The organism is [Clostridium] hylemonae DSM 15053 (assembly GCF_008281175.1).
Classification (GTDB): Bacteria; Bacillota; Clostridia; order Lachnospirales; family Lachnospiraceae; genus Extibacter; species Extibacter hylemonae.
The window spans coordinates 1,409,830-1,427,591 of record NZ_CP036524.1; the positions used below are offsets into that span (position 1 = coordinate 1,409,830).

The 17,762-nt window shown below is 49.3% G+C and carries 18 protein-coding genes; 12 read left to right on the forward strand and 6 right to left on the reverse strand.

The annotated features are described in order from the left end of the window. The first annotated feature begins 29 nt into the window (after window positions 1–29). Window positions 30–1,694 carry a sensor domain-containing diguanylate cyclase gene (locus LAJLEIBI_RS06500; RefSeq protein WP_040435155.1) on the forward strand — a complete coding sequence of 555 codons (1,665 nt, stop codon included), beginning with the start codon at window positions 30–32 and terminating at the stop codon, window positions 1,692–1,694. A gap of 3 nt (window positions 1,695–1,697) precedes the next feature. On the opposite strand, the gene LAJLEIBI_RS06505 is transcribed toward LAJLEIBI_RS06500, so the two are convergent. After that, entirely contained in the window at window positions 1,698–2,456 is a 759-nt protein-coding gene (locus LAJLEIBI_RS06505) for a GntR family transcriptional regulator (protein ID WP_006443728.1), read from the reverse strand. A 207-nt stretch (window positions 2,457–2,663) separates the two neighbouring features. Here LAJLEIBI_RS06505 and LAJLEIBI_RS06510 point away from each other — a divergent pair, with 207 nt between their 5' ends. The 9 genes from LAJLEIBI_RS06510 (at window position 2,664) to LAJLEIBI_RS06550 (ending at window position 11,330) form a co-directional block, all read left to right on the forward strand. After that, window positions 2,664–3,410, forward strand: a complete 747-nt coding sequence (locus LAJLEIBI_RS06510) for a GntR family transcriptional regulator (RefSeq protein WP_006443729.1) — start codon at window positions 2,664–2,666, stop codon at window positions 3,408–3,410. Between the two features lie 112 nt (window positions 3,411–3,522). After that, window positions 3,523–3,930, forward strand: coding sequence for a VOC family protein (locus LAJLEIBI_RS06515; protein WP_006443730.1), 408 nt, complete (start codon window positions 3,523–3,525; stop codon window positions 3,928–3,930). A gap of 151 nt (window positions 3,931–4,081) precedes the next feature. Then, window positions 4,082–5,146, forward strand: a complete 1,065-nt coding sequence (locus LAJLEIBI_RS06520) for a substrate-binding domain-containing protein (RefSeq protein WP_006443731.1) — start codon at window positions 4,082–4,084, stop codon at window positions 5,144–5,146. A 71-nt stretch (window positions 5,147–5,217) separates the two neighbouring features. Continuing rightward, on the forward strand, window positions 5,218–6,729 hold the full coding sequence (locus LAJLEIBI_RS06525; protein WP_050765551.1) for a sugar ABC transporter ATP-binding protein: 1,512 nt from the start codon (window positions 5,218–5,220) through the stop codon (window positions 6,727–6,729). Window positions 6,730–6,751: 22 nt separating this feature from the next. Then, window positions 6,752–7,717 carry an ABC transporter permease gene (locus tag LAJLEIBI_RS06530; RefSeq protein WP_006443733.1) on the forward strand — a complete coding sequence of 322 codons (966 nt, stop codon included), beginning with the start codon at window positions 6,752–6,754 and terminating at the stop codon, window positions 7,715–7,717. A gap of 17 nt (window positions 7,718–7,734) precedes the next feature. After that, a complete protein-coding gene (locus LAJLEIBI_RS06535) occupies window positions 7,735–8,487 on the forward strand; it encodes a hypothetical protein (RefSeq protein ID WP_147570379.1) in 753 nt (250 codons plus the stop codon). A gap of 2 nt (window positions 8,488–8,489) precedes the next feature. Next, the gene (locus LAJLEIBI_RS06540; protein WP_006443735.1) at window positions 8,490–9,131 is read left to right on the forward strand and encodes a beta/alpha barrel domain-containing protein; all 642 of its coding nucleotides are present in this window, start codon (window positions 8,490–8,492) and stop codon (window positions 9,129–9,131) included. 18 nt (window positions 9,132–9,149) lie between these two features. After that, window positions 9,150–10,682: a xylulokinase gene (locus LAJLEIBI_RS06545; protein WP_149301908.1), complete on the forward strand. Its 1,533-nt coding sequence runs from the start codon at window positions 9,150–9,152 to the stop codon at window positions 10,680–10,682. Window positions 10,683–10,724: 42 nt separating this feature from the next. Further along, complete coding sequence (locus tag LAJLEIBI_RS06550; RefSeq protein ID WP_006443837.1) at window positions 10,725–11,330, forward strand: glucose-6-phosphate isomerase family protein; 606 nt, start codon at window positions 10,725–10,727, stop codon at window positions 11,328–11,330. A gap of 169 nt (window positions 11,331–11,499) precedes the next feature. Here LAJLEIBI_RS06550 and LAJLEIBI_RS18670 read toward each other — a convergent pair whose 3' ends face one another. From LAJLEIBI_RS18670 to LAJLEIBI_RS06570, 5 genes are all read right to left on the reverse strand, one after another. Beyond that, entirely contained in the window at window positions 11,500–11,634 is a 135-nt protein-coding gene (locus LAJLEIBI_RS18670) for a hypothetical protein (RefSeq protein WP_279232024.1), read from the reverse strand. A 275-nt stretch (window positions 11,635–11,909) separates the two neighbouring features. After that, window positions 11,910–12,857, reverse strand: a complete 948-nt coding sequence (locus tag LAJLEIBI_RS06555) for a phosphoglycerate dehydrogenase (RefSeq protein WP_006443839.1) — start codon at window positions 12,855–12,857, stop codon at window positions 11,910–11,912. Between the two features lie 5 nt (window positions 12,858–12,862). Next, window positions 12,863–13,495 carry a bifunctional 4-hydroxy-2-oxoglutarate aldolase/2-dehydro-3-deoxy-phosphogluconate aldolase gene (gene eda, locus LAJLEIBI_RS06560; RefSeq protein ID WP_006443840.1) on the reverse strand — a complete coding sequence of 211 codons (633 nt, stop codon included), beginning with the start codon at window positions 13,493–13,495 and terminating at the stop codon, window positions 12,863–12,865. A 20-nt stretch (window positions 13,496–13,515) separates the two neighbouring features. Further along, a complete protein-coding gene (locus tag LAJLEIBI_RS06565; RefSeq protein ID WP_050765522.1) occupies window positions 13,516–14,481 on the reverse strand; it encodes a phosphotriesterase family protein in 966 nt (321 codons plus the stop codon). 23 nt (window positions 14,482–14,504) lie between these two features. After that, the gene (locus LAJLEIBI_RS06570; RefSeq protein WP_006443842.1) at window positions 14,505–15,437 is read right to left on the reverse strand and encodes a shikimate dehydrogenase family protein; all 933 of its coding nucleotides are present in this window, start codon (window positions 15,435–15,437) and stop codon (window positions 14,505–14,507) included. A gap of 214 nt (window positions 15,438–15,651) precedes the next feature. Here LAJLEIBI_RS06570 and LAJLEIBI_RS06575 point away from each other — a divergent pair, with 214 nt between their 5' ends. Together LAJLEIBI_RS06575 and pyrH are read left to right on the forward strand one after the other, a co-directional pair. Further along, on the forward strand, window positions 15,652–16,977 hold the full coding sequence (locus tag LAJLEIBI_RS06575; protein ID WP_040435169.1) for an MATE family efflux transporter: 1,326 nt from the start codon (window positions 15,652–15,654) through the stop codon (window positions 16,975–16,977). Between the two features lie 79 nt (window positions 16,978–17,056). Beyond that, window positions 17,057–17,752 carry a UMP kinase gene (pyrH, locus tag LAJLEIBI_RS06580; protein ID WP_006443845.1) on the forward strand — a complete coding sequence of 232 codons (696 nt, stop codon included), beginning with the start codon at window positions 17,057–17,059 and terminating at the stop codon, window positions 17,750–17,752. Window positions 17,753–17,762 lie beyond the last annotated feature (10 nt).

The following is a 17,762-nucleotide window of genomic DNA, read 5'->3' on the forward strand; positions in this document are numbered from 1 at the left end:
TTGAAATAAAAATGCAAGGGGACTTTTACATGAAAGAAAATAAAATAAGAAAACGGCTTGTCCTGTTTATGACTGCCGCTGCTGTAATGTCCTTTATTGTCGTTATGGTGCTTGCCTGCCGTTCAGGAAGGGGAGACAGCGCACGTTACGAAAAAGCCGAAAGGCGTTATATGGACAAAGGCGTGAGCGTTCTTCAAGAAGACGGGAGAGAGGAAGTGAAAGAGTACCCCTGCCGTTCGGACGGAAAAGAAGGATATTTTTATTATAAACTGCCGGAGGATATAGAGGATAATGCGGTGCTCGTACTGCCGAATGTGTATCAGAAAATAGAAGTGACGCTTAACGGAAAGCTTCTTTATACATATGGCATGGATCAAGATTCGCCTTATTATATGGAGGCACGTCTCAACTGTGCGGTCAGACTGCCTGACGGATCCGGCGGCCGGGAATTGGAGATACATCTTGTGAATACGGAGAAAATGGGGAAGGCGTCGCTGCAGCAGGGATATCTCACAACAGCGGGGGAACTGTCGGACAGCTTACTGGCCGATAATTTATGGGCCTTTTTATTCTGTGTGCTGACTGCTATGACAGGAATGTGTATTTTGGCCGTTTCGCTTTGGCAGTATATAGGAAAAGCAGGCGATCTGTCCAGGATCTTTTTCTGCCTTGGGCAGTTTGCCCTTCTGTCGGCTGTGTGGGTATTTACCGATTCAGGCCTGCCCCAGCTTATATTTAATAACAGCCAGGGGCTGATGGTACTGTCCTTTGAAGTGTTTATGCTCATGCCCGTGCCTCTGCTTCAGTTTGTACAGCTTGTATGCGAGTACAGCCGCAGGGCGCTGCGTGTACTGGTGACAGGTTACATTGTGAATTTCTTTTTGCAGAATGCGGCATATGCACTTAAGCTTTCAGATTTTAAGAAGATGGTATATCTGACTCATATAGTAATGGTCGCCAGCATCACAGCGATCATATATTTTATATTAAAAGAGGCGAGAAACAGACATTCCATGTATGCGAAATGGGTGCTGGCAGGAGTCGGCATATTTGCAGGTTTTGCCTGTATGTCTCTTGTGAGCTATTATGTGACTGGAGGCATTCAGAACGAAAAGTTTTTTATAACAGGCTTCTTTATTTTTCTCGCTGTTCTCATCATACTTGCCACACTCAAATTTCAGGAGTTTTCTAAAGAATCTGCCCGGGCAGCGGTGCTGAAAGAACTGGCTTACAAAGATATGATGACGGGGATCGGCAACCGCACCCTGTACGAAGAGCATATAGCGGTGTATGAAAGCGCACCGCGGCCAGAAGCTGCTGCTGTCATTATTCTGGATATCAACAATCTGAAGGATGTGAACGACCGGTTTGGGCACAGGGCGGGAGATGAGCTGCTCATATTGGCAGCCCGGTGTCTCAGAGAAGCTTTCGGGATCCGGGGAACGTACTACCGAATCGGAGGAGACGAGTTTGCCGTTATTCTGAAAGAGGCAGATGCCGGGGAGGAAGAATGCCGCAGACTGCTGGGGAGGTGTATTGAGAAGAACAATGCCGGCCGGGAGATCAGACTGTCGGTCTCCATGGGCTATGCCGCACCAGACGCGGGAAAGGGTGCGGCGCATATACGGGAACTCATAGAGAAGGCAGATGCCAGGATGTACGAAGAGAAGAGACGGTATCATGCCGGCCGGTAGTTCTTACCGGGAGTTGTCGGGAAAGACTGTGATCTCAAAGCTGTTGCGGTCGCCCCGGTATCTGGCCAGGGAATACTCGATCGGTTTGCCGTAGGCATTATAGCCGGTTGAGGTAAAGAACTGGATAGGCTTGCCCTTTTTTATGTCAAGATATTGTTCATCCCGGGAGTCAGCCTCCACAGCTTCCACTATTCTGTTAACACGGAAGACACTCGTCTCTTTCCGTTCGTTCAGGATGCTGTACAGACGTTCTTTTTCCAGGTCATGGGACAGTATAAAACTGCAGTCATCGTACGGCAGGAAGGTCTCTATCGTGACGATCGGTTCATCATTGGCCAGTCTCTTGCGGTGAAGGTAAATGACAGAATCTTTTCCTTTCAGCTCAAGACTTGCGGCGGTTTTTGCGCCCGCCTTCTGTACCTCAAGTTTCAGCACCTCTGTGCTGGGAGTCATGCCGGCCCTCAGGATCTGGTCGTTAAAGCTCTCCAGCTTTTTAATAAAGTCCTGGCTTATTTTGGGCTGGGAGACAAAGGTGCCCTTGCTTTTGATCCGGTAAAGCCATCCTTCCTGAACGAGTTCAGTGACGGCCTGCCGGACTGTTGTGCGGCTGATCTGGAATGTATCGCTCAGCTCCTTTTCCGTCGGGATAAGACTGCCCACTTTATACGTGCCGTTTCGGATCTCTTCCATGATCAGTTTCTTCAGCTGGAAGTACAGGGGGACAGGTGTGGATTTGTCAATTTTGGATGCATTAGTCAACATATGAAAACTCCTATCTGATTTATCGTCATAAATGTAATTATGTTATATCATTATGATATCATTTGAAATGCAGGAGGTCAAGAAAATAAAACAGTATCCGCCGAAAGGAATTGGCAAGGTGAAATAGAATGCAAATATGCGTTGCCTTTTGGAAGAAAATAGAATAATATAAAAGAGTAAGGTTGAGTTAGAGAAAGGATATCAAATATGAATCAGTTTTCAAAAGAGAGTATCGATAAAAACACACCGGTGCCGATGTACTACCAGTTAAAGAAAATAATACTGGATATGATAAGGGAGGGCAAACTGAAACCGGGCGATATGATTCCTACAGAACTGGAGCTTAGCGATATATTTGGAATCAGCAGGACAACAACCAGGCAGGCGATTATGGAACTGGTAATGGAAGGGCAGCTTTACCGTATTAAGAGTAAGGGTACTTTCGTTGCTGAAAAAAGAGTGATACAGGATTTTACAAATGTTATCCGGGCTTCCCATAATTTACTGCAGTCACAGAATGTCAAAACGACTACAAAGGTGCTGGAGCTGTCGGTCATAAAGGCAAACGACCTTGTGAGCAGGATGCTTCAGCAGAGAGAAGGAGAAGATGTGATACATCTGCGCAGACTCCGTTTTGTGAACGATGAGCCGAATGTTCTGGCAGATGCGTATCTCCCTATGTGCTGCAGGGACATGCTGGACAGAGATATGAATAAGACGGGTTTGTATGAGTTTCTCGATCAAAGTGCAGAGACGACGCCGGTCAAAGCGGTCAGGGAGCTGGAAGCCATCTCTGCGGAGGAAAGTGAGGCGGAACTGCTAGGAATCAAGGAGGGCGACCCGATCCAGCTGACGACATCTGTAACTTATACAAAAGAAGGGAAACCGATCGAGTATTCTATTGCCAGATTCAGGGGTGACCGGAATGTGTTCCGCTGTGAAGTGAATATATAGTTGTATGGAAAAAGGAAATTCAGATGAATTTCCTTTACAAAATACTGTATATGTTATATCATTACGATATAATGATGAATTGCTATATGGACAAATTAAATGGAGGTAAGATATGGGTGAGATAAAGCTGGACGGCCTGGCTCACATAGGTCTGTATGTCAATAATATTGAGAGGACGCTGGAGTTTTACATGGAGAAACTGGATTTTGAACTGATCCACGAAGCAGTAAATGAGATTCCGGAAGGAGAAGTCCTTGTTAAATTTATTCAGAATGGTTCGTGCATGCTGGAACTTGTACAGTTTCCATATACTATAAAAAGGGAAGATGGATGGTTTGACCACATTTCCATAGCAGTACATGATCTGGACAAGGTGATGGAGCATTTAAGACAGAAGGGGATCATATTTGAGGAAGGCAGTTATACAGAGGCTTTGAATGTCTTCCCGCCGAAAGGCTCCAGATGGGTCTTCTTCAGAGGCCCTGACGGGGAGCATATCGAGTTGAATGAAAGAATGTGATATGGTAAAAATGCACAAAATGTAAAAAACATATAAAAACATATAGTTCACAATTGACAAAATGGTTAAATAGAAATATAATATGTCATAACAATACTATATAGTAACGTCATCATTTTAACGAAACGGAAGATCAAAAGGAGGAAAAACTATGAAATTGAAAAAAGTGTTGTCAGTGGTACTGGCAAGTATTATGGTTCTCGGTCTGGCTGCCTGTGGGAACAAGGAGTCGGCAGATTCTGAAAAAGAAGGGGGTAAAGATAAAGAAGAGTATGACATCGTCTACCTGTCTCCATCGACAGAATCGGAGTATTGGCAGTATGCGGAGATCGGTATGAGGAACGCGATCGCTGATATAGAAAAAAAGGAAGGCATTAAGATCAATTTCTCGGTGAGCGGTCCTGCCTCCGAATCAGAGACAGACGCCTATATAAAAGCATATGAAAGTGTCATTGCATCCTCACCTGATGCCATTATTACAGCGACACTGGCTCCGGACGGCACAGTTCCAAAGACGCAGGAAGCCAAGGATGCGGGAATCTATGTCAACTTTGTGAGTATGGGGCTTGAAGGAGGCGATTCCAACGATTATGGAGATTATTACGGCGTGCATTATTACTGTGACAATACGACCATCGGGGAAACTGCCGCCCAGTCTATGCTGGATGGCCTGGAAGCAAACAATATAGAGCCAAAGGGCAAGATCGGCATGCACATGTCCGTTGTCGTAGAGACACTGGAAGAGCGGATGGACGGATTTAAAGCTTATATGGCAGAACACGCGCCTGACATCGAATGTCTTGATACACTCTACAATGAAAATGATGTCAACAATGCACAGTCAAATGTGGAGACACAGATCTCTACATACGGGGATGAACTGATCGGACTTTACGGTGGAAACAATGTGTCAGGCGACGGCATTGCACTCGGACTTAAAAATGCAGGAAGCGGAAACAAGATCCTCGGTATCGGCGTGGACTCCGACAGCCTGGAGATCGAGGCGCTGGAGGCAGGAAATCTTTACGCTATTATTGTTCAGACACCATATGACCAGGGATATAAGGCGGTTGAGAATGCGGTGGAATACTTACAGACCGGTGAGAACTCTGAGAGTGAAAAGCATATCAACTGTCCGTCACAGGCGGTAACAAAAGAGAACATGGACACTGAGGAGAGCAAGGCTTTACTCGATCCGACGATACTCAAAAAATAGAGACAAAAAGTGTATCAGGCCGCCGTCATCTGTGCGGCGGCCTGAGTGTACAGGAAAGAATGGTGGCGCATATGGAAGAAGATATTATTTTAAAAGTAGACAATATCAGCAAATCATATCCGGGTGTTAAGGCGCTCCAGAATATCAGCCTGGCGGTCAGGAAAGGTGAAGTCAGAGCTCTGCTCGGTGAGAACGGGGCCGGAAAATCCACGTTGATCAAATGTATCATGGGAGTAGAGAAGCCGGAGGAAGGTACGGTGAGCATCAACTGCGGCGGTTCATGGAAGACACCTCAGAGTGTGGCTGAAAGCAAGGAGTGCGGAATGCATGCCAATTATCAGCATGTCAATATAGCAAGAGAGCTGAGTATTGCGGAAAATTACTTTCTTGGGAGACTGCCGGTAACAAAACTTAAGACTGTAGACTGGAATCTGATGAACGAAGAGAGCCGGAAGATCATTGACAAATTTGAGATGAATGTAGATCCCGGGGCCAAGATCAGCGAGCTTTCGGTTGCAATGCAGGAAATGGTCACTATCAGTAAGATATCAGTCAACGACAATATAAGACTCGTGATCTTTGATGAGCCGACAGCTTTACTGGAGAATGATAAAGTTGAGATTCTGTACAGGTATATCAGAGAGCTGAAAGAGAGGGGGGTAAGCGTTATCTATATCTCCCACCGTCTGGAAGAGCTGATGGATATCTGTGACACAGTGACGATCCTGAAGGACGGACAGTACGTGGATACGAAGAAGATCAGTGAAGTGGACAAGGACATGCTCGTATCTCTCATGGTGGGCCGTGAGGTAGGCAGCCTTTATAACATCAGACACAGAAAGGCAGGAGCAGAACTGCTGAGGGTGGAGGAACTGACATCAAAAGGCCGGTTTGAGCATATTGACTTTCAGCTGCATGAAGGGGAGATCCTCGGGTTTGCAGGACTCGTCGGTGCCGGAAGAAGTGAGATAATGCGCGCCGTCTTTGGAGTGGACGCGGCAGACAACGGCGATATATACATACGGGGTGAGAAAGTAAACATTAAGAATCCGCAGGATGCCATACAAAAGGGCATCGGATTTCTGACAGAGGACCGCCGTCTCGATGGACTGGCGCTGCCTCTGAGTGTAAAGGTAAATACGAATATGTATTCTTACGACCTGATCAGCAGAGCAGGAGTGATCAACCGAAAGAAGGAAGCAGAGAGAGCAGAGGAATACAAGACTAAAATAGGAGTAAAAACACCGGATATTGAGCAGTCGGCGGAAAACTTATCCGGAGGAAACCAGCAGAAGGTCGTGATCGCCAAGCTGCTGTGCAGGGATCCGGATATCCTCATATTCGATGAACCGACGGTAGGCGTCGATGTGGGCGCAAAGCAGGAGATATACAAGATCATGGAACTGCTTGCGGCACAGGGGAAGGGAATTATTTTGATATCGTCCTATCTGCCGGAGGTTATGGGACTTTCCGACAGAATGATCGTCATGTCGGAAGGAAGAATATCAGGTGTATTAGATAGAAATGAGATCGAAGTTACCACAGAAGAAGATGTGCTGCGTCTGGCGTCGGCAGTAATATAAACATGGAGTTCGGAGGGATCATATGAATAGAGTAAAGACAGGAAAAGCAGGAACGCTGCTTAGGCGTACAGAGTTTTCTCTGGTTATCATAATTGTCGTCATATTTCTGGTGGCGGCATTCGGGACAGACAATTTCCTGACCAATTATAATCTGACCAATATTTTAAAACAATGTTCCATTATAGGAGTCATCTCCATATCCGCCACATTTATCATTATTACGGGCGGTATTGATCTAAGCTGCGGGGCCATCTGCGGCATGAGCACACTGATCGTCGCCATGGGACAGGCGAAATGGGGAATGACGGTATCTGTCTCCATCCTTCTTGCATTGGCGGTGTCTGTCATCTGCGGACTTTATAACGCGGTGATCATCAATGAATTTAAGGTGCCTCCTTTTATCGCGACGCTTGGGAGCATGACAATTCTGCGCGGGCTTGTCAAGGTGATCAGTAATGCCAGCACGATCGCCGGGTTAGACAAGAAGTTCGGTGAATTTGCCAGTGAGTCGGTTGCGTTTATTCCAAAACTGGCCGTCATATGGGTGATCGTCGTGCTGCTTGGATTCTTTATTCTGCATTCCACGACATTCGGCAGAAATCTGTATGTTCTTGGCAGCGGGCAGGAAGTGGCGAGGCTGTGCGGTATTTCCATCAGACGCGTTACATATATGACTTACGGTATTGCAGGTTTTTTGTGCGGCGTTGCCGGTGTTATGCTGGCATCCAGGATCAACAGCGCTGTACCGACGGCGGGGACCGGTTATGAGATGAACGCGATAGCAGCGTCGGTAATAGGTGGCGCGTCCCTGTCAGGGGCAAAAGGTTCTGTATGGGGAACAGCCCTTGGGACGATCCTTATGACGTTGATCGATAATGCAGGGATTCAGTTCGGAATCAATTCGTTCATTATGGAAATCAGCACAGGCGTGCTTATCACGATCGCGGTTATCATCGATCAGATGAAAAATAAGAAAACCGCCAGATGACAGGAGGAACAGGAGACATGTTTGATTTTAGTACAGTACAGGATAAAAAAATCGCAGACAGGGTATTTGCGGAGGCGAAAGAGTTTCTGTCGCTGTGTCACTTTGGGCTGCAGGGCATTACGAGGACCGAGGACGATGTGATCAAGATAGTGGAGAAGCTGAAGGAGACACGAATGGCGCCGCTGGCTTTTGACACGGAGATGCAGTTTGTACCTTTGGTGCGGGAGTTGTTCTCTGACTACTGCTGTAAGGTGCGTCTGCACTGCGCAGTGTCCTATCCTATGGGACGGCTTGTTTCTGATTCCAAGATGCATGCGCTGGACAGGCTCAGGACTATGGAGGTGGACGATGTATGTGTATGTCTCGACTGGCAGGCGATTTTTTCAGGGAGATACAAGGATGTGGAGAAAGAGGCGGCCCGGATCGTAGATGAGTTTCAGAATGATTTTTACAGAGTTGCACTTGTCATACCGGCCACGCTCATGAGCGATACACAGATCATAGAGACGTGCCGGGCGCTGGACGAAGCCGGAACAGTGTCCGTGAAAGTAAATCCGGGAGCCGCGCTTGGCGTGTCGTTTGAGGAAGTGGCATTGATAAAGCGTATGTTCCCGAATCGGTTTGACATACATCCGTCCGGAAATATACGGACACTATCCGACGTACTCCGTTACAGAGAAATGGGGTGCAACAATATACATACCGCGGCAGCGCTTGAGATCACGGACGATTTTATTGTGAAAAAATTAAAAGAATATGGAGGGATATAGACATGAAAATCATTTTGACAAATATACCGAACTATTCTGTATCAGATGAAAACTGTGAGAACCTTTATTACAGGGCGATCGACAATAAGGCGGACGCGGTTCTCATAGGTCCCTCCAGTATGAAGACAGGGGAGAGGTTCAAAGGCAGAGGAGTGAAGACCGCAGTGAGTATATCTTATCCTTCGGGCACAGCTTTTCCGGATCTGAAGGCGCAGGAGATCCTCGACTGTGAGAAGTTAAGCGGCGTGGCTGATATGTATTTTGTGACGGCGGCAGCGGGATATTATATGAGCGGACATGAGGATAACTTGAGGGAAGAGATGCGCCTCTGCGTGGAGGCCGCGAAGAAACCGGTATACTTTATCACAGAAGCCGCGGAGATGACAGATGAATGTCTGGAAAAGATGTGCAGGATCGCCTGTGAAGAGCATGTAAAAGGGATCGTGACATCCACGGCGTTCATGCCGTATGACATAAAGAGAGCCGGGGCCGCGGATGTATCAAGGCTTAAGGCGTACGGTGCGGACCAACTGGAGACAGTGGCATTCGGACCATTCTGTGCGGGAGAGGATGTGGAAGAGATTCAAAAGGCCGGCGCAGATATGATGATCCTGAATGAGTCGTGTGAAATAGGAAACGTATAGAGAACGGAGGCGTGTTATATGAAAACATATATTATCGGAGCAGACATAGGTACACAGTCGATCAAAGTCCACCTGTATGATGAGGAACTGAAACTTGTCAGGGCGGTATCAAAAGAACAGTATGTGGATACGCCGAAACCGATGTGGATGACGCAGCGGGCGTCTTCCTGGTGGAAGCTTCTGACGGAGAGTATACAGCAGCTTCTTTCGGACGCGGGCATATCCGGAAAAGAGGTGGCGGCCTTCGGCTGCTGCGCCCACATGCACGGGGCCGTACCGGTCAGATTGGACGGCAGTATTGTCCAGGACGATATTCAGCTTTACAGTGACAAAAGAGGCGGTTATCTGGCTGATAAGATAGCAGAGGAGATGACGGAAGAGCTTTACAGTATATCCGCCAATATGCCGACGTCGTCCTGGCACGGGATCAAGATAAAGTGGCTGAAAGAAAATGACCCGGACGTATATGAGAAAGCAGAAAAGTTCCTGACGCCAAAGGATTTTATCAACTTTAAGATGACAGGTGAGACGTGTACTGATTATTCGGAGGCCGCCGGTGTTTTTGCGATGGATCAAAAGACAGGGGAGTGGTCCGACAGACTGCTCGCCGTTCTCGGGATCGACCGGGAGAAGCTTCCCCGCATCCAGAAAGCGTATGACATCGTCGGCAATGTATCTGAAAAGGCAGCAGCCGAGACCGGCTTAAGTACAGAGACTGTGGTCATCACCGGCGGCGGGGACATGCTCAGTATGCTGTATGTATCCGGTATGCATAAAAAAGGTACGGTAGCCGATATTACCGGGACAGGGGGCATTATCTGCGGTTACACGGATCAGCCGGTCATGGACCGCAGGATCATGAATTTGAGACATGTGCTGGACGGGTGGGTCCCGTTCGGAAACATTGACGCTGCCGGCGTCTCCTTCCGCTTCCTGCGCGACAATCTGTGCAAGAAAGAACGGGATGAGGCACGCAGTCAGGGGATCGACGACTATGCTTATCTGTGCCGGCTGGCCCAAAAGGTTCCGGCAGGTTCTTCAGGGCTTTATTTCCTGCCGTATCTCATGGGAGAACGTACGATGGGAAGCGCAGATTCCAGGGGATGCTATATCGGAATGTCCATGGATAAGGAGATCGGACATTTTATCCGTGCGCTTCTGGAGGGCGTGGCGCTGGAATTTAAACGGACACTGGATGTATTTGAAGACAGCGGCAATTCGATCCACGCGGTCTACCACAGCGGAGGCGGCGCAAAGGGTGATCTGTGGAATCAGATAAAAGCTGACATATATGAAAAGCCGATCTATACCCTCCAGGCAGATGAGGGCGGTGTGCTTGGCGTGTCTCTTATGGCCGCATATGCGGTTGGCATCATCGGAGACTTGATCGAAGGGGCGGATGCGGTCGTCAAGGTGAAGAAAGTGTATGAACCAGAACGGAACAACTTTGCTGTATACAGAGAGATGAAAGAAGTATTTTCAGAGCTTCACGACACCCTTCAGACGCCTTTCCGGCATATGGCCAGAGTACAGGAGAAGTTCGGAAAATAGTGATCATAAAGATGTGCCAAAAAGAAAGGAAAGGAGATAATCATGGCAGATTTTAATGTAGATAAACAGACCTTTGACTATATCAGAGGATTCACAATTGATTTAGATATGAAAACCGGCATGTCCGGGATGAAGAAGACTTCCAGGCGTTACCTGAGTCAGATGAAAGGAATGTTTTCTGACGACGCGGCTTACGAAAAAAAGCTGGAGGAAGAGGGAGACGTTCTCGTATACGAATTTCATGAGATGGGTGTGCCGGAACATCCGGGAGACCTGGCTTTTGGCTGCAGCATTACATATCCGGGCAAAGTGGGAGAGGAGTATTATATGACCAAAGGTCACTTCCATACAATACTCGATACAGCAGAAGTATACTATTGTCTCGGCGGCCACGGATATATGCTCATGGAAAGTCCGGAGGGCGACTGGCTGGCGCATGAGCTGACGCCGGGCAAAGCACTCTATGTACCGAAGCGCTACGCACACAGAAGTGTCAACGTAGACCCGGAACAGCCGCTTCTTACCTTCTTCGTATTCCGCGCCGATGCAGGCCACGACTACGGAACGATAGAGACAAAAGGGTACCGGAAGCTGCTCGTAGAAAAAGATGGGAAGCCTGCCGTGACAGATAACCCGAAGTGGTCGTAAGTGGGATTTTGTTGGGGATGTTTTAGGGGATTGGGGGTGGACGGCGGAGAGGCCGGGTGCGCAGGGGTGTGGAAGAGCGCTCCGGCAGGCGGGAAGCCGTAACTGAAGAGCGAGCCGGAAGCAGACAACCGAGCCTATTCGGAATGAAATCCTGAAGGGATTTCCTCCCTCAGAGGCTCTCGGGAATGTTATTTGTGATAACATTCCCGTGTCTGCTTCCGGCTCGCTCTTCAGCAACGGCTTCCACACCCGCCTCCGAACGCCCTTCCACACCCCTGCGCACCCGGCCTCTCCGCCTGTTCATCTCCAAGATCAAAAACATTCCCAACGGAGAGATTTCCCAGGTTGCTTTAATGGGGAAGTTTATTTGATTAAATCCATTGTAACTACCCGGAGAAATCCCACACGTTGGAGAAATTTGAGCTTTGTGAGATGTCAGGCAAAGGAAGGGCGGCAGGGGGATGGGGGGGCGTTGGAGGGAGCTTTGCCAAGCTGTTAGGGAAGAAGCCGCAGCTCCCTGCCGCCCTTCCTTTGCCGTACACTGCAATCTCCACAAATTCCCCCAACGATCCCCTCCATTTATAAAACAAAGGAACATGGTCTGTCTTCCAGCATGGCGATGAGATTATCTACTGCCATGTCTGCCATTGCGCGGGTCGCCTCGGCCGTGTGGGCTCCGGTGTGCGGGGTGGCGATCACGTTTGGAAGGGTGAAGAGGGGCGTCTGTCCGGGGGGCTCCTGCTCAAAGGCGTCCAGCCCGAGCCCGCCGAGCCGGCCTGCTTTGAGAGCCTGGAAAGCGGCTTCTTCATCAATGATACCTCCGCGGGATGCATTGACCAGTATCGCGCCCGGCTTCACAAGAGTGAGAGACTGTTCGTTGATCAGGTGATATGTATCGTTATTCAGCGGAAGATGCAGGGTGATAAAATCTGCTTCAGAGAGCAGTGTGTCCAGACTCGACGGGATAATGCCGTGTGCCTGGCAGTAATCTTCCTGTATGTATGGATCATATGCGAGCACGTTCATCTTAAATCCTGCAGAACAGGAAGCCACTTTTCGGCCGATGGCTCCAAGTCCTACGATGCCCAGCGTTTTGCCGTACAGTTCCATTCCGGTGGCCCGTATCCAGCTGCCGGCAGCTGTCTCGTTATGGAGGTAAGGGATATTTCTCGCGAGCGCCAGCAGGAGTGCAAAGGATAGTTCCGCAACGGCCTGCGCGTTGGCGCCCGGAGTGTTGGCTACCTTTATGCCAAGCTTTTTTGCCGCCGGCAAGTCGACCCGGTCATAGCCGGCGCCATATCTGGAGATGGCCTTCAGGCGGGGACAGCATTCCATAACGGGGCCGCTTATCTGGTCCAGGCCAGCCAGATAACCGTCGCAGTCTTTCAGAAGCGGCAGCAGTTCCTGTTCGGACAGAGGCCGGCCTGCCGGATTAAAAACAAGGTCTTTGCAGAAGCTGCTGAGCCGGGCTAAGGCCGGAGCGTTCTTCTCCGGTTTTAACGATGTCGGTGTGACGAGTATTTTCATAAACGTTATGCCTCCTTCTGTACAAGGCCGACCGCCTCTTTTGTCAAAGCCCTGATCTTGTCAAATTCATGGCCGCGGATCATGGAATCCTTTACCATCCAGCTGCCTCCGCAGGCTATGATTTTTGAGAAGGCCAGATAGTCTGTGATGTTCTCAGGACCGATGCCTCCGGTGGGCATGAAGCTCATGTTCGGGAAAGGAGCGGACAAGGCCTTGATGGTTTTGAGTCCTCCGTACTGTTCGGCAGGGAAGAACTTTGCGACAGGCAGGCCGTATTCCACAAGAAGCATAAGTTCTGTAGGGGTGCAGATACCCGGGAACACAGGGATATTGTTATCCAGCGCAAATTCTGTCACCTGCCGTGAAAAGCCGGCAGAGACGAGAAAAGAGGCGCCCGCATCCACCGCCTGCTCTGCCTGCCCGGCATTTGTAAGGCTGCCTGCGCCTACAAGCATCTGCGGGTTTTGTCTGGTCATAAGTCTGATGGCATCCTTTGCGGCTTCCGTCCGGAAAGTGATCTCTGCCACCGGAAGTCCTCCTTCACAGAGCGCTTCCGCGAGAGGCGCGGCATCGGAAGCCTCATCTAATTTGATCACAGGCACAAGCCTGTGATGTCGGATCTGTTCCATAATGTTCATATTGCATACTCCTTTCTTAGTCAGTTGGCTTTGTCAAACGTTAGAATTTTCCGGCAGTTTGTGCAGGATATTTTTTTCAGCTGTGCTTCTGTTATTCCCTTGCTTTTCAGAAGGGGGACAAAAGTGTCCAGTATGTAGGTGAGTCCGATCCCTTCGGGCGTGTAACTTTTCAGCCGCTCTCTTGTCGTGTCAAGAGAGAAGAGGATATGGTCCTCATATCCGGCCGCAAACATCTCGGCAAATATCTCGGCTTCCCTCTCGTCGCTGTGATATTTAAAACGTCCTATCGTGTCATACTCGAGATATATGCCGTGCCGGCATACTTCTTTGTGGACGGCAAGATCATCCTCCGCGCGGTCCATGTGGCAGAAGATGACGCGGTTAAGGGGCATCTGTCTTCTGTCCAGGTATGACATAAGCTTAAGCGGTGCGGCCCCTCGTTCTATATGCACCATTAGAGGGGCTCCTGTGCGGATGGCAGCGTCAACGGCAGCGTCAAATAATTTCCCGTACTGCAAAACCAATCCGCACGCGTCATATGCGCACTTGATGATCCCGGCTTTCGCGCCGCATGTGCGTCTCGGCCATGTTTCATCGCAGTCTGTGTACATTCCTTCCGTAAGCTCGCGCAGAAAGAGTTCTGCCAGCGCCTCTCTGCGGATGTCAAAGATCCAGTGGCCCCGCGGATAGAAGATCATCTTGTGAAATCCCGCGGATGCGATGATCTGTACGCCCGATTCCTGTCCAAGCCGGTACAGGGCGTCTGCGTCCCGGCCGCATCCGCCGGGCTGCGCGTCCACGATAGTGGTTCCGCCGCCCGTGCGGAACTGTACGAGCTCTGTAAGTGTCTTCTCATAGTTGTCGATACAGAGGGCTTTGTTGATAAGATAAGACCGGCCTTTTGTTATCATCAGATGTTCATGGCAGTGGCAGAAACAAAGAGATTCCGGCGGCATCCGTCCTGTGACGGTCTGGATATACGTCATAGTCAGCTCCTTATCTGCTGTGGTCATTGGCGGGCGATCATACTCAATCTGTCAATGAGTTCTGTGTCGATCGGTATGTGGAAAACTTCTGAGATAACCTGCGTCCATCCGTGGATAAAATATATCCACCCGTCTTCCACGTGCAGCCGTTTTTGTGCGGCCTGCCGTTCTGCCTGTTCCTTAAAGAGCAGGTCACCGCGGTAATTTATCTCCCAGACGAGACTGTCTGGCGGGAAACAGCAGGCGTTGGTGAGCGGGGAGCCGGGACCGTCCTTTCCAAGACCGGTGGCGTTGACGATCAGGGAATGTGGTTTCAGCGCGGCCAGCGTCCGGTCATTGTCTGCCGGCGTCGGATTATGTACAAAGTCAAAATGAATATCTGGATTTAAGTCACTTAATATTTGTTTTGCCGTCTCAAGGCGGGGAACGCTTCTGTTAGCGATGATGATATGTTTTGGCACATTGCCTCCAGGTCTGCTCTGGCTGAAATAAAGTGACATGGCAAGCGAGGAGCCGCCGGCGCCCATCAGCAGTACATCGCCGTCATGATCTGCCCAGTAGTTTTCAGGTACAAAATGCTCCAGGGCAAGTCCGCTTGAAATAGGGTCTTTTGCGTGTCCGCACAGTTTTCCGTCTTTTTTGCTGATGGAGGAGATCTCTCCGAGCTTTTGCGCATAGGGGTCCAGATAGTCGAACTGGTCTTTGCAGGCATTATAAAGGTCTATCTTATGTGTGGTCACAAGTGCGCCGAGTGAGTTGGGATCGTGTTTAATAAAGTCGACTGCCTCCCGGTAATCTTTTGCGGGAGAGTGGGGAATGAAGTCAAATCCTTTGATAATGGCATCAAGTTTCAGTTCGCCGGCCCATTTCGGAAAAACGTTCATGATAGAAGATTTTGAGGTTGTGACTCCTATAAAATAGAAAGTAGGAGTATCGGCTTTGGTGTAATTATTCATATGCTTTCATCCTTTCTTAATAAATAAAGTAATAATATAATTATGTTATAACATAATGAGAAAGACATGTCAATGAAAACTGAGATCACGTGTAAGGGAGAAATGACGATTTACAGGCGTGTGTACCGGATATTTTCGGCAGATAGGATATTGAAAACAGGTCATATTTTTTATATAATGTTTAAAGTTTGCGCAAAGAGAAAGGAAGACAATGATGGAAAGAGATATGACAGTCGGAAAGCCCGCCAGGATCATACTGAACTTTACGATACCTATATTTATCGGGAATATTTTTCAACAGCTGTACAGTATGGTAGATACTGTCATCGTCGGAAAGTTTGTCGGAAATGAGGCGCTGGCGGCTGTGGGAGCGTGCGGGACGCTCATGTTCCTCATATTAGGGTTTCTTCTCGGACTGACCGCAGGATTTACGGTGATCACGGCACAGCACTATGGGGCGGGAAATATGCGTGCGGTCCGCCAGTCCGTGGCATCTGCCGCGGTTTTGGCCGCGGTTGTGTCTGTGCTGCTTACGGTCGTAAGCATGGTCATGATGAGACATGTCCTGAACTGGATGAACACGCCTTCTGATATGTATGGGGAGGCGTATGGATATATTATGGTCATATGCGGCGGGATCACAGCGCAGGTGCTCTACAATCTTCTGGCCGGTATCCTGAGGGCGGTGGGAGACAGTAAAAGACCGCTCTATTTCCTCATACTGGCCGTGATCTTAAATATTGTCCTTGACCTTGTGTTCATCATCGTATTCAGGATGGGGGCGGCAGGGGCGGCTTACGCCACTGTGATCTCCCAGGGAGTATCGGGTCTGCTCTGCCTTGCCTATATTGTGAAGCGGATGCCGGAGTTGCATCCGCACAGGGAAGACTGGAAGGTGAATAAAAGTCTTGCCAAGTGGCAGCTGAAGATCGGCATTCCCATGGCGCTTCAATTTTCGATCACAGCGGTGGGGACGATCATCGTACAGTCTGCACTCAATATGCTCGGTTCGGTAGCCGTGGCCGGATTTGCGGCTGCCAACAAGATCGAACAGATCGTCACTCAGGCATATGTGGCGATAGGGACGACGATGGCCACCTACTGTGCGCAGAATACAGGGGCAAGAAAGATTGAGCGCGTGAGGGCAGGATTTCGCTCCGCAACGTGGATCGGCATTGCCTATGCTGTTGTGACAGGCATTATCGTCATAGCTGCGGGTAAATATATGACCGTGCTGTTTGTGTCGGACAATGTAGGGCAGATCACAGAGTATGTGGACATCTACCTGAAGTGTGTCGGTATCTCGTTTGTGCCGCTTGTATTTGTGAATGTGTACCGAAACGGACTTCAGGGGATGGGATTCGGCGTACTCCCAATGCTGGCCGGGGTAGCGGAGCTGGTCGGAAGAAGTGCCGCGGCGGTAACGGCGTCCCGTTTCGGCAGCTATGCGGGAATATGTCTTGCCAGCCCTGCGGCGTGGCTTCTGGCGGGGCTTCTTCTCATTGCCATGTATTTCTTTATAATGAAACGTAAGATATAGCATTTTTTAAAAACCTGTGTTATACTTGGAACAAGTATGCAAAGGCATGAATACGATAACAGAATAAGGAGCAAAACGTATGAAGAGAGTATTGTTAAAACTCAGCGGAGAAGCCCTTGCGGGAGATAAAAAGACCGGATTCGACGAGGCGACATGCATGGGTGTGGCGCGTCAGGTGAAGCAGCTTGTCGATGACGGCATCCAGGTCGCTGTTGTGACCGGAGGCGGCAACTTCTGGCGCGGGAGGACAAGCGAGACGATAGACCGTGTGAAGGCGGACCAGATCGGGATGCTGGCTACGGTGATGAACTGTATCTATGTGTCGGATATCTTCCGTTACGCGGGCATGAAGACAGAGGTGTTTACCCCGTTTGTGTGCGGTGCGTTCACTGCATTATTTTCAAAAGATGCGGCGCTTGCGGCGCTTGAAGAAGGAAAGGTCATTTTCTTTGCAGGCGGTACCGGCCATCCTTATTTTTCTACCGATACCGGCGCTGTGCTCAGGGCGATCGAGATAGAGGCGGATGCCATGCTTCTCGCGAAGGCGATCGACGGCATCTATGACAGTGATCCGAAAGTGAATCCGTCCGCGAAAAAATATGACGAGATATCGATACAGGAGATCATTGACAAAAAACTGATGGCGGTGGACCTTACGGCGTCCATTATGTGTCTGGAGAACAAGATGCCGATGCTTGTGTTCGGCCTGAACGAAGAGAACAGCATTGTGGAGACGATGACAGGCACATTTTCAGGTACAAAAGTGACAGTTTAATAAAGGAGGA

What these genes read in the sequence shown, in the direction of transcription:
- LAJLEIBI_RS06500 (WP_040435155.1), top strand. Translation starts at nt 30, where the DNA reads ATGAAAGAAAATAAAATAAGAAAACGGCTTGTCCTGTTTATGACTGCC.
- LAJLEIBI_RS06505 (WP_006443728.1), bottom strand. Translation starts at nt 2,456, where the DNA reads ATGTTGACTAATGCATCCAAAATTGACAAATCCACACCTGTCCCCCTG.
- LAJLEIBI_RS06510 (WP_006443729.1), top strand. Translation starts at nt 2,664, where the DNA reads ATGAATCAGTTTTCAAAAGAGAGTATCGATAAAAACACACCGGTGCCG.
- LAJLEIBI_RS06515 (WP_006443730.1), top strand. Translation starts at nt 3,523, where the DNA reads ATGGGTGAGATAAAGCTGGACGGCCTGGCTCACATAGGTCTGTATGTC.
- LAJLEIBI_RS06520 (WP_006443731.1), top strand. Translation starts at nt 4,082, where the DNA reads ATGAAATTGAAAAAAGTGTTGTCAGTGGTACTGGCAAGTATTATGGTT.
- LAJLEIBI_RS06525 (WP_050765551.1), top strand. Translation starts at nt 5,218, where the DNA reads ATGGAAGAAGATATTATTTTAAAAGTAGACAATATCAGCAAATCATAT.
- LAJLEIBI_RS06530 (WP_006443733.1), top strand. Translation starts at nt 6,752, where the DNA reads ATGAATAGAGTAAAGACAGGAAAAGCAGGAACGCTGCTTAGGCGTACA.
- LAJLEIBI_RS06535 (WP_147570379.1), top strand. Translation starts at nt 7,735, where the DNA reads ATGTTTGATTTTAGTACAGTACAGGATAAAAAAATCGCAGACAGGGTA.
- LAJLEIBI_RS06540 (WP_006443735.1), top strand. Translation starts at nt 8,490, where the DNA reads ATGAAAATCATTTTGACAAATATACCGAACTATTCTGTATCAGATGAA.
- LAJLEIBI_RS06545 (WP_149301908.1), top strand. Translation starts at nt 9,150, where the DNA reads ATGAAAACATATATTATCGGAGCAGACATAGGTACACAGTCGATCAAA.
- LAJLEIBI_RS06550 (WP_006443837.1), top strand. Translation starts at nt 10,725, where the DNA reads ATGGCAGATTTTAATGTAGATAAACAGACCTTTGACTATATCAGAGGA.
- LAJLEIBI_RS18670 (WP_279232024.1), bottom strand. Translation starts at nt 11,634, where the DNA reads ATGAACAGGCGGAGAGGCCGGGTGCGCAGGGGTGTGGAAGGGCGTTCG.
- LAJLEIBI_RS06555 (WP_006443839.1), bottom strand. Translation starts at nt 12,857, where the DNA reads ATGAAAATACTCGTCACACCGACATCGTTAAAACCGGAGAAGAACGCT.
- eda (WP_006443840.1), bottom strand. Translation starts at nt 13,495, where the DNA reads ATGAACATTATGGAACAGATCCGACATCACAGGCTTGTGCCTGTGATC.
- LAJLEIBI_RS06565 (WP_050765522.1), bottom strand. Translation starts at nt 14,481, where the DNA reads ATGACGTATATCCAGACCGTCACAGGACGGATGCCGCCGGAATCTCTT.
- LAJLEIBI_RS06570 (WP_006443842.1), bottom strand. Translation starts at nt 15,437, where the DNA reads ATGAATAATTACACCAAAGCCGATACTCCTACTTTCTATTTTATAGGA.
- LAJLEIBI_RS06575 (WP_040435169.1), top strand. Translation starts at nt 15,652, where the DNA reads ATGGAAAGAGATATGACAGTCGGAAAGCCCGCCAGGATCATACTGAAC.
- pyrH (WP_006443845.1), top strand. Translation starts at nt 17,057, where the DNA reads ATGAAGAGAGTATTGTTAAAACTCAGCGGAGAAGCCCTTGCGGGAGAT.